This window comes from Promicromonospora sp. NPDC060204, assembly GCF_042728455.1.
In the GTDB taxonomy this organism is placed as follows: Bacteria; Actinomycetota; Actinomycetes; order Actinomycetales; family Cellulomonadaceae; genus Promicromonospora.
Window position 1 is genome coordinate 1 of sequence record NZ_JBHWZO010000236.1, and the last position, 9,769, is coordinate 9,769.

The following is a 9,769-nucleotide window of genomic DNA, read 5'->3' on the forward strand; positions in this document are numbered from 1 at the left end:
GGCAGGTCGGTGACCTGAGCGCCCGGCGGGGTGACGTCAGTTCGTCGCGCGAGCGGCGTTCTCGATGACCTTCGCCGTCTCGGCGGGGTGCGAGACGTACCCGGCGTGCGAGGCGTCGATCGTGGTGGTGTGTGCGTTCATGCGCTCGGCGAAGAAGCGCTGAGCCACGGGGGACAGGGCGTGGTCCTGGGCCGAGACCTGGTACCAGCTCGGGATCGTCTTCCAGGCCGGCTCGACCGTGGACTCCTCCTCCAGGACGGCGACATTGGCCGGGCGCTGGGTCGCGGCCATGAGGCGGGCCTGCTGCGAGGAGAGGTCCTGGGCGAAGATCTGGCGGAAGTCCGCGGGGTCGATGGTGGCGTCGACGCCGCCCGGGTACGGCCGCAGCACCAGAGACTCGGGCTCGAGCTCGCTACCGGGGTACTGCGTCGGGTCGTTGAACTGGCCGACGGTCTCGCCCTTGTCGGGGGCGAAGGCCGCGATGTACACCAGGGCGTCGACGTTGTCGGCGCCGCTGGCGGCGTTGGTGATGACGCCGCCGCCGTAGGAGTGGCCGACCAGCACGACGTCGCCGTCGATGGAGTCGACGACGCTGCGCACGTAGGCGGCGTCCGACGCGAGGCCGCGCAGCGGGTTGCCGACCGCGAGCACCGGGTAGCCGTCGCGCTGCAGCCGGTCGATCACGCCGCCGAAGCCGCTCGCGTCGGCGAAGGCGCCGTGCACGAGGACGACGGTGGGCTTGGTCGTGTCGCGGTCGGGTCGGTGGCTGCTGTCGGCCTGGGCCGTGCTGACGCCGACGCCGAGGGCGAGCGCCGCGCTGACGGCGACACCGACGACTGCGCCGAGGCGGCGCGTGGAGGTCCGGAGCTTCATGGGTATACCTCTCGTACATGTCTAGGTAGACTGACTAGTAACTCCACCGTACGTCCGATCGGTCCGAGATGCAAAAACCGTCGCGCCTACGCGCCCAGCAGCGGGATGTCCGCGTAGGCCCGCGCGTCGTGCGCGGGCACGATCCGCACGTCGGGCGGGAGCGCGGCCACCCGGGCCAGGTCTTGCCGGACGCGCGCCGGGTCGCTGTCGGCGAGCAGCCGCATCAGGAGGGGGCGTTGCGCGCCGCGCTCGATCCCGTCGAGCTGCCAGGCGAGGTCGCCGACGAAGGCGAACCGCCGGTCCGGTCGTTCGGTGACGAGGACCATGACCGAGCCCGTGGTGTGGCCGGGCGCCGGCACGATCACGACGGAGCCGTCCCCGTGCAGGTCGTGGCTGGCCGGGAAGCCCAGGTGGGGCGGGCCGTCGAAGGTGTACGGCCGCACGTCGTGGCCTGCGACGACGTGGCTGAACACCCGGTCGCCCCGGCTGCCGGCCGCGTACCGCAGCTCCTCGGCGGTCACGAGGACCGGCGCGTCGAGGGAGTCCAGGCCGCTGACGTGGTCCCAGTGCGAGTGGGTCAGGAGCACGCCGAGCAGCCTGCCGCGGTCGTAGCCCGCGGCGTCGAGCTGCTCGCTCGCCGTCGCGCCGAGCCGGTGCGGCGAGCGCCGGAACGCGGGCAGCGTGCGGATGTGCTCCTCGGCGTGCGCGCCGAACCCGGCGTCGATCAGGACGTCGCCCTTCGGGTGCCGCACCAGCGCGGCGGTGGCGGCGAACTGCCGGCGGTCGCGGAAGCTGCCGCCCCGGAAGGCCAGGGCGGCCGGGGTCTCGTAGGAGCCCGTGGGGAGCTGGAAGACCTCGATCTGTGCGGGGGTCCCCGCGGCCGAGGGGTCGTTGTTGGTCATGCATGTCAGTATTGAACGATGTGTTCAACAGTGTCAACGCAGTCCAGTACTCGTAGGATCGCGCCATGACGAGCGAGACCGCAGTGGACCCGCGCATCGCCCGCACGCGGCGCGACGTCGTCGCCGCGACCAGCGCGCTGCTGCTCGACGAGGGCTGGGACGCGGTCACGCACGCCGCGGTGGCTCGGCGCGCCGGGTACTCCAAGGCGACCGTCTACACGCACTGGCCCACCCGGCTCGACCTGATCAGCGCGTCGATCGAGCAGATCTGCGACGAGGCGGACCACCCGGCGGCCACCGGCGACCTGCGGGCCGACCTCAGCGCCGGCCTGGCGGACTTCGCCGACGACCTCACGCACGGTCACCTCGACCGCCTGCTGGCGGGCGTCGTCGAGCGCGCGGGCGACAGCGAGGTCGTCGGCCGGCTGCGCACGCGGCTGTACGAGACGGGGACCAGCGCGCTGCGTGCCGTGCTCGAGTCGCACGTCGCGCAGCGCGACGTCGAACCCGCCCTGGCGCTCCTGACGGGAGCGGTGCTCGTGCTCGTCACGTTCGAGGGCAGGCCGCTGGGCACCGCGGCGATCGACGACCTCATCGACCGGGTGCTGGCGTCCACGACGCCGCGGGCTGACTAGGGGCGGCCGGCCCGGCTCACACCGGGCTGCCGCCGAACCCGATCTCGTTCCCCTCGGGATCGCGGTAGACCACCTTGCGGACGTCGCCGTAGACCTCGGTGTCGCTCGGCTCGATGCCGCGGGCGGAGATCGCCGCGACCCGGGCGTCGAGATCGGTCACGTACAGCGTGTGCGTCGCGTTCCCCGCGCGCTCCGGGCGCTGTTCGAGCACGATCCAGCGGTGGGGCGCCACCTCCCACACCGCCTCGGTCGGGGTCGCCTTGAACGACGGCGGGGCACCGAGCAGCGTCTCCCACCAGGGGTAGGTGGCCGCGTAGCTGTTGACGCAGCTCGCCGCGAAGAGTTCGTCACCGTCGGAGAGGAATTCGCTCATGGGCGGGTGGACGGTGCTCCCCGGCGAAACTGATCGGTGCCGGGCTCACGACCCGGGCACGTCAGCTCAGTGTCATCGTCACCTGGCGGGACCGCCCGTCCCGCAGGACCTCCACCTCCACCTCGTCGCCGTCGGCGGCGTGCACGACGACCCGCGCCAGCGTCGCGTCGGTCGGCGCGTCCTGGCCGTCCAGGCTCGTGATCAGGTCGCCCACCCGGAGGCCGGCGGCCTGCGCGGCCCCGCCGTCGGTCACCGCGGTGACGACGAGCCCCGGCGGCACGCCGAACCGCGCGGCGGCGGACGCCGGGAGCTCGGAGACGGTCATCCCGAAGGACGGGTGCGCGACCCGGCCGTGCTCGATCAGCTCGTCGGTGATCGCCCGGACCGTGCCCACGGGGACCGCGAACCCGATCCCGACGCTGCCGCCCACCGGCTGCCCCGCGCTGTCGGGCACCGTCGAGATCGCGGTGTTCACCCCGACCAGGCGCCCGTCGCAGTCGACCAGCGCACCGCCGGAGTTGCCGGGGTTGATCGAGGCGTCCGTCTGGATCGCCCCGGTCAGGACGGTGGTGCCGCCCTCGCCGGTCGGCACCGTCACCGAGCGGCCGGTCGCGCTGACGATGCCCGCCGTCACCGTGCTGGACAGCCCCAGCGGCGCACCGAGGGCGACGACGGGCTCCCCGATGGCGACGTCGTCCGAGCCGGCCAGCTCGATGGCGGGCAGCGCACGCCCGGGCTCGACGTCCAGGACGGCGAGGTCGGTCTGCGGGTCGCGTCCGACCAGCTCGGCGGGCAGGCGCTCGCCGTCCGCCAGGATCACCTCGATCCGGCCGTCGGGGACGGCCGGCGTGATGACGTGGTCGTTGGTGACCACGGCGCCGTCCGCGGTGAGGATCGCGCCGCTGCCCGTGCCGGCCTCCGCGCCCGTCGCGCTGATCGTGACGATCGTCGGCAGGACGCGCGGGGCCACCTCGGCCACGTCGCAGCTACCCACCGGCTCGGACGCGTCCGGGTCCGCCGCGAGCCGGGCGCCGAGCACGCCTCCGGCCAGGCCCAGCGCCAGGGCCCCGAGGGCGGCGCCGGTCGCCAGGGCCGGGCCGCGCCAACCTCGGCGCTGGTGCTCGGGGGACGGCTGTGCGCACATCGTTCCTCCCCGGGGGTGGTCGCGCACGGGCGTGCGGTGCCGGGCGCTGGAACGCCTTCAGGCTCGCACGGGAACGGCACGGCGGCGACGGCACGGGGCGACGGCACGGCGGCCCGTCGTCAGCCCACGGGGCGCAGCCGCCGTCCCGCCCGGAGCACCGTCGCGCGGGCCAGCTCGTCGAGGGCGTCCACGAGCACGACGCCGGGCAGGCGGTCCGGCGACGTCGCCTCCGCCGCGACCGACAGCTCGGTGCACCCGAGCACGACCGCGCCGGCGCCGCGCGACCGCAGGTCGGCGACCACGCCAGCCAGCGCGGTCAGGTCGCCGCCGCGGCCCGCCTTGATGCCGTCGTAGATCAGGGAGGTCACGGCCGCCTGGCCGGCGACGTCCGGCACGAGGGTCTTGACGCCGTGGGCGCTGAAGGCGTCCAGGTAGACGCCCGACGCGATCGTCCCCTCCGTCGCCAGCAGCCCGACCACCTCGGGCCGCGGTCCGCTGAAGCGAGCGGTCCAGGTGTCGCACACCGCGGACACCGCCGCGTCCACGGCGGTCAGCAGCGGGGCCGGCGTCGCCGCGGCGACCGCGCCGGCGAAGGCGTGCGCCGTGTTGCACGGCAGCACGAGGAGGTCGGCCCCGAGCCCGGCGAGCCGCCGCGCGTCGGCGGCGAGCACCGGCCCGGGATCCTCGGCGGAGCGCCCCAGCACGAACGCCGTCCGGTCCGGGACGGTCGCGTGCTGCAGCACCGCCATGTCGACGTGGTCCTGGTCGCGCGCCGCGTCGGTCAGCCGGACGACGCGCTCCATGAACAGGACGGTCGCGAGCGGCCCGACCCCGCCGAGCACGCCGACCAGCGTCCCCGGGGGGCCGGCGTCCGGTCCGCCGCCGTCGGGCAACGGTCCGCCGTCAGGCAACGTCGCGCTCCCCGGACGGGACGGGCTCCTCGGGCCGCCCGTTCGCCTCGCCCGCCTCCGGCGCGGGGTGGTACTGCGAGAACTTGCGCACCTGGTTCAGCTCGGCGAGCCGCACCCAGGCGTCGCGCCGCGGCGACCGGTCCCGGCCGTACTTGAGGGGGTGCACCGCGCGGGCGCGGCGCACCTCGGCGCGCACCGACTTGTCCTGCAGGTACCGGTCCAGGAGGAAGCCCGGGACGATCCGGTACAGCACCTCCAGCGGTTCGGCGGCCGGCGGCCAGAACCCGGTCAGGTGGTCGCCCATCCAGTAGGCGGCGGGGTTCAGGCCGCTCGCCGTCAGGTAGTAGTTGGACCGCCCCGTGCGCGGGTTCAGCTCGAAGAAGTGCCCGACGCCGGTCCGCGGGTCCACCTTCACGTCGAAGTTCGCGAACCCCGTCCAGCCCAGGTGCTCCACCAGCCGGCGGGCGTCCGCCTCGACCTGGGGGAGCGGCCCGGTGAGGATCGCGGCGGGGTTGCCCAGCGTCCCCGGCGTGTGCTCCTCCAGCAGCACCCGGCCGCCCCACGCCATGCGCACCGCGCCCGTGCGGTCGGAGTAGGTGGTCATGATCCGCATCTGCGAGTCGTCGCCGGGCACGTACTCCTGGATGATCATCGGCCGCCGGTAGCCCGCGTCCCCGGCCGCCGTCAGCAGCGCGGCCAGCTCCTCGCGGTTCTGCACCAGGTGCACCTTCGCCTTGCCGTGGAACGACACCTGGTGCCACGCCGTGTTGTCGCCGGGCTTGGCGATCAGCGGGTAGCGCAGGTCGAGGTCGCCGACCGGCTCGCCGCCGTCGCGCACCTCGGTGCGGGGGTGCGGCACCCCGATCTCCTGGCACAGCTCGGAGAACCGCTGCTTGTCCATCACCCGGTCGAGCAGCTCGACCGACGGGTAGGGCACGACCGCGACGTCCTCCAGGCGTTCGCGGTGCTCCGCGAGCGCCCGCACGTACCAGTCCACGCAGGTGAGCACGATGACCGGGCCCGGTCCGGCGGCGGCGATCCGGCGGATCAGCTCGACCAGGACGTCGGGCTCGTCGAGGCGCGGTTCGACGACGTTGCGGATGATGCCGGAGTGCGTGACGTTCGGCGTCGGGCGGATGGACACGACGGTCGACCGGACCCCGTAGCCCTCGTGGAAGGCGCGCGCGAGGCTGTAGGCACCGGCGTCGCCACCGAGGATGACTGGGTGCACCGCTTTGTTCCTCATGTCATCTCACACGTCCGAGGCGCCTGAAACGTTGTGTCACAGAGGGGGTGAAGTGGAAAAGTCGGACATCCGGGGGAGCCGGGAACGGGGATGGCCCGGCCGTCGGCCGGGCCATCCACCGTCCTTCCTCCGTCGCCTACGGGGCGAGCTGGGTGCGGAGCGCGTCGGCGTCCATCAGGTACCACATGTGCTTGAACCGGCCGTCCTCGACCTCGTAGAACGCGGTCTCGGCGAAGGTGACGGTCGCGCCGGTGGGCGCCAGGCCGTTCCACTCCCGCTCGGGCGTCCCGGTGTCGACGAGCCGGGCGGCGACGTGGCCGCCGTCGACCAGGAGCTCCTTGATCTCCCAGGTCAGGTCCGGGACGGCGTCGGTGTGCCGGCGGAACTCGGCCACCATGTCGTCGCGGGCGACCGGGGTGCCGTTCATGATGACCTCGTCGTGCGCGAACTCGTCCATGCGGTCGAAGTCGCGCTTGTTCGCCAGGTCCACGTACCGCCGGTAGAAGTCCCGCAGCTCGTCCGGGGTCATGCCCGCGCTCACAGGAGGACCGCCACGGAGGGGGTGGACGCGGGGCGGATGCTGTTCATTGCTGTTTCCGATCTGTTGGTTCGTCCGTCGGTGGTTCGTCACCGGCCGGGTGCTCCGAATCTCGCCCCGTACCGGCCGGAGCAAAATGAACCTGCTGAGCCTCGTACTGGCAGGGCTACCCTCGGCCGCACGCCCGCGTGATACGACTGGACGCATGGTCGTGAACTCCAGCGAGCTCGCCAGCAGCCTGCGGGCGTGGCGTGACCGGGTCTCGCCCGCCGAGGCGGGCCTCGTCGCCGGGGGACGACGGCGCGTGCCCGGCCTGCGGAGGCAGGAGGTCGCCCAGCTCGCGGGGCTCTCGGTCGAGTACCTCGCCCGCCTGGAGCAGGGGCGTGCCGGCCACCCCTCGGCGTCCGTGCTGCTGTCGCTGGCCCGCGTGCTGCGGCTGTCCGACCAGGAGCGCGTGCACCTGTTCCGGCTCGGGGACCAGGCGGAGCCGCTGTCCGGGCAGGTCAAGCGGCACATCACGCCCAGCGTGCAGCGCATCCTGGACCGGCTCACCGACACGCCGGTGACCGTCGTCGACGCGTCGTGGCACTGCGTCACCTCGAACGCGCTGGCCTACGCCCTGACCGGGGACACGTCGGCCCTGCCGCTGCGGGAGCAGAACCTCGCGTGGATCATCTTCACGCACCGCTCCACCCGCTACGTGCGGACCGAGGAGGAGGAACGCCTCCTGCGGCTGGAGGTGGTCGCCGACCTGCGGGAGGCGTGGGTCCGGTACCCGGAGGACACCGAGCTGCGCGAGCTCGTCGCAGACCTGCAGGAGGCCAGCGACGACTTCGCCGACCTGTGGGAGCAGCGTCTGCCCCCGCAGCCCGCCCCGGGCCACCGGACGTTCCTGCACCCGGAGATCGGCCCGATCACCCTCGACGCCGACTTCCTCACCGTCCGGGACAGCGACCTGCGGCTCATCGTGTACACCGCCGCACCGGGCACCGAGGCCGCCGGGCAGCTCGACCTCCTCGCGACGATCGGGCTGCAGCAGTTCAGCTGAAACTCCATAGAACCCCACCCGCCCCGGGCTGCGTCTATGGTGCATGACGCCAACCCAGCGGGGTCCACGACGCCGCGAACCATCCCCGACACCGCTCCCTGACCGCTCCTGCCGGGGACGGTGCAGCGGATGAGCGGGACCGCCGTGGGCGTGGTCCCCGAGACGGTCACCACCGAGGTCCCGGTCGTCCGGAGCGGCGCCGACCCGGTCGCGCAGTTCACGGTCTTCGCCCACGCCAAGACCCCGGCGCTGTACCGCATCGCCTACATGCTGTGCGGCGACGAGCACCGCGCGAAGGACCTGGTGCAGATCGCCCTCGAGCGCACGTTCAACGCCTGGAAGAAGGTGGGCGACGGCGACCCGTTCGCCTACGCGCGCCGCGTCCTGGCGACGGCCCGCATCGACACCTGGCGCCGCACCCGTCGCGAGGTGCTCACCGACGACCCCGCCGCCAGCGTGCGCAGTCCTGGCGTGCTGGTGTTCGAGGGGGAGGTGGTCGACCGCGACCGCCTGGTCCGCGCGCTCATGCAGCTCACCGTGAAGCAGCGGCGCGTGGTGGTGCTCCGGTTCATGCTCGACCGCTCGGTCGCGGAGACGGCCGCCGAGCTCCGCATCTCCGAGGGCACCGTCAAGTCCACCGCCGCACACGGCCTACGACGCCTGCGCACCGTGCTGGTGCCCAACGGGGGAGAACGATGATGACCATGTACGACACCCACCCCACGAAGGACGCGGCGCTAGCGGCCGGCATCCACACGGCGGGGTCGATGATCGAGACGCCGGGGGACCTCGACCCGGCGCTGCTGGTGGCGACCGCCGTGCGCAACGTGCGGCGCCGCCGGGTGGCCAGGACGGCGGGAGCCTGCCTCGCGGCGATCGTGCTCGCCGGCGCTGGTCTCGGGGTGCTCGGCGCGGCCGGCGCCCACCGCGGTGACCTGCTGCCGGGCAGTGACCGGGCGGCGGCCGACCCGACCCCGTCGACCGGTCCGTCGGACGGTCCGTCGACCGGTCCGTCGGACGGCGCCCAGGCCCATCGGGATCCGAGCAGCAAGCCGGTCGGTGGCATCGAGTACCCCACGCTCGAACCGCTCGACCACGTGGTGCCGGCGGGCTGGAAGCAGGTGGAGCTCAACGGCCTGTCGTTCGCCGTGCCGGAGTCCTGGACCTCCGAGGCGACCGAGGGGCAGTTCACGCCCGGCGTCGAGTGGACGGGCCCGACGGTGACGCACGTGAACGGGGGCGTGGATCCGGAGGATCTCGACGATCCAGCGTGGCCGGGGTCCCCGGATCTCACGCCGGAGGAGATCGAGGCACTGATGAAGCCGCAGCCGGAGTACGAGCGGGTGTACGTGCAGGGCGGCAAGCCGGGCGGGAACTGGTGGACGCAGACCGACCCCGCGCCCTGGTCCCAGCTGATCGCCGTCCCCGGTGCGGACTACGCCGAGGTCCAGCCGTCGGTCCTGACCCTGGACGGCGAGCCGGAGAGGTACGACGCCCAGATCTACCTCCACCAGAGCGACCGGGGCGAGAACCTCTTCCTCATGGTCGAGTTCGACGGCACCGAGCAGGGCTGGAAGGACCTGCACGCCTTCCTGGGCACGCTGGACTTCCGGCGCTGACCCCGCCCGAGGCGGCCCACCGGCCTCAGACCAGCTCCAGCAGGATCCCGTCCGCCGACTCCCGGCCGCCGGGTCCGTGGTCGCGGACGATGGCGACGATCTCGTCGAACAGCGTCGGACCCTCGCCGCGTCGCGCGGCGTCGAGCCGCGCGGTGAAGGCCGCGCGGTTCGACGGGTCGACGCCCGGCAGGATCCGTTCCAGCCGCCGGGCCGTCTCCGGGTGGCCTAGCGCCGCGCGGGACGTCTCCGAGCTGGTCCACCGCAGGGTCCAGCCGTCCGCCGGGGTCCCGTACCCGCCGCGGAGCACGTCGTTCAGGGCGTCGAGGTTTCCGCGCCAGGTGTAGCCGCTCAGCAGCCGGGAGAACTCGCGGGCGAAGCCGTCAAGGTCGCCGAACCGCGTTCCGTCGACGACGAGCACGGGGAGGTCACGAGTCATAGTTCGAGGCTATCCGTCCCGCTCGGGGCCGGGCCCGTGCGCGG

Annotated in this window: 12 protein-coding genes; 4 read left to right on the plus strand and 8 right to left on the minus strand. The window is 73.4% G+C overall.

The features are described 5' to 3' along the window. Positions 1-36: 36 nt before the first annotated feature. Both ACFWEJ_RS23110 and ACFWEJ_RS23115 read right to left on the minus strand, forming a co-directional pair. On the minus strand, positions 37-873 hold the full coding sequence (locus ACFWEJ_RS23110) for an alpha/beta fold hydrolase (protein ID WP_377231528.1): 837 nt from the start codon (positions 871-873) through the stop codon (positions 37-39). A gap of 86 nt (positions 874-959) precedes the next feature. Further along, positions 960-1,775 (minus strand): MBL fold metallo-hydrolase, encoded by an 816-nt coding sequence (locus ACFWEJ_RS23115; RefSeq protein ID WP_377231529.1) that lies wholly within the window; start codon positions 1,773-1,775, stop codon positions 960-962. Between the two features lie 65 nt (positions 1,776-1,840). Between ACFWEJ_RS23115 and ACFWEJ_RS23120 the strand changes: the two genes are divergently transcribed. Then, entirely contained in the window at positions 1,841-2,410 is a 570-nt protein-coding gene (locus ACFWEJ_RS23120; protein WP_377231530.1) for a TetR/AcrR family transcriptional regulator, read from the plus strand. Positions 2,411-2,426: 16 nt separating this feature from the next. Here ACFWEJ_RS23120 and ACFWEJ_RS23125 read toward each other — a convergent pair whose 3' ends face one another. The 5 genes from ACFWEJ_RS23125 to ACFWEJ_RS23145 all read right to left on the minus strand — a co-directional run bounded on the left by ACFWEJ_RS23125 (position 2,427) and on the right by ACFWEJ_RS23145 (position 6,613). After that, positions 2,427-2,783: a VOC family protein gene (locus ACFWEJ_RS23125; protein WP_377231531.1), complete on the minus strand. Its 357-nt coding sequence runs from the start codon at positions 2,781-2,783 to the stop codon at positions 2,427-2,429. 61 nt (positions 2,784-2,844) lie between these two features. After that, the gene (locus tag ACFWEJ_RS23130; RefSeq protein WP_377231532.1) at positions 2,845-3,927 is read right to left on the minus strand and encodes a S1C family serine protease; all 1,083 of its coding nucleotides are present in this window, start codon (positions 3,925-3,927) and stop codon (positions 2,845-2,847) included. 119 nt (positions 3,928-4,046) lie between these two features. After that, complete coding sequence (locus ACFWEJ_RS23135) at positions 4,047-4,838, minus strand: aspartate/glutamate racemase family protein (protein ID WP_377231533.1); 792 nt, start codon at positions 4,836-4,838, stop codon at positions 4,047-4,049. Beyond that, complete coding sequence (locus tag ACFWEJ_RS23140; RefSeq protein WP_377231534.1) at positions 4,831-6,069, minus strand: carboxylate--amine ligase; 1,239 nt, start codon at positions 6,067-6,069, stop codon at positions 4,831-4,833. The genes ACFWEJ_RS23135 and ACFWEJ_RS23140 overlap by 8 nt, the downstream gene beginning before the upstream one ends. A 151-nt stretch (positions 6,070-6,220) precedes the next feature. Then, positions 6,221-6,613: an ester cyclase gene (locus tag ACFWEJ_RS23145; protein ID WP_377231535.1), complete on the minus strand. Its 393-nt coding sequence runs from the start codon at positions 6,611-6,613 to the stop codon at positions 6,221-6,223. 214 nt (positions 6,614-6,827) lie between these two features. On the opposite strand from ACFWEJ_RS23145, the gene ACFWEJ_RS23150 reads away from it, so the two are divergent. The 3 genes from ACFWEJ_RS23150 to ACFWEJ_RS23160 all read left to right on the plus strand — a co-directional run bounded on the left by ACFWEJ_RS23150 (position 6,828) and on the right by ACFWEJ_RS23160 (position 9,289). Beyond that, positions 6,828-7,670, plus strand: a complete 843-nt coding sequence (locus ACFWEJ_RS23150) for a helix-turn-helix transcriptional regulator (RefSeq protein WP_377231536.1) — start codon at positions 6,828-6,830, stop codon at positions 7,668-7,670. 129 nt (positions 7,671-7,799) lie between these two features. Beyond that, positions 7,800-8,369, plus strand: a complete 570-nt coding sequence (locus ACFWEJ_RS23155; protein ID WP_377231537.1) for a SigE family RNA polymerase sigma factor — start codon at positions 7,800-7,802, stop codon at positions 8,367-8,369. After that, positions 8,369-9,289, plus strand: coding sequence for a hypothetical protein (locus ACFWEJ_RS23160; protein ID WP_377231538.1), 921 nt, complete (start codon positions 8,369-8,371; stop codon positions 9,287-9,289). Before ACFWEJ_RS23155 ends, ACFWEJ_RS23160 begins: the two co-directional genes overlap by 1 nt. Before the next feature lie 25 nt (positions 9,290-9,314). Here the strand turns inward: ACFWEJ_RS23160 and ACFWEJ_RS23165 are convergent, their stop codons facing one another. Continuing rightward, positions 9,315-9,725, minus strand: a complete 411-nt coding sequence (locus ACFWEJ_RS23165) for a barstar family protein (protein WP_377231539.1) — start codon at positions 9,723-9,725, stop codon at positions 9,315-9,317. Positions 9,726-9,769 lie beyond the last annotated feature (44 nt).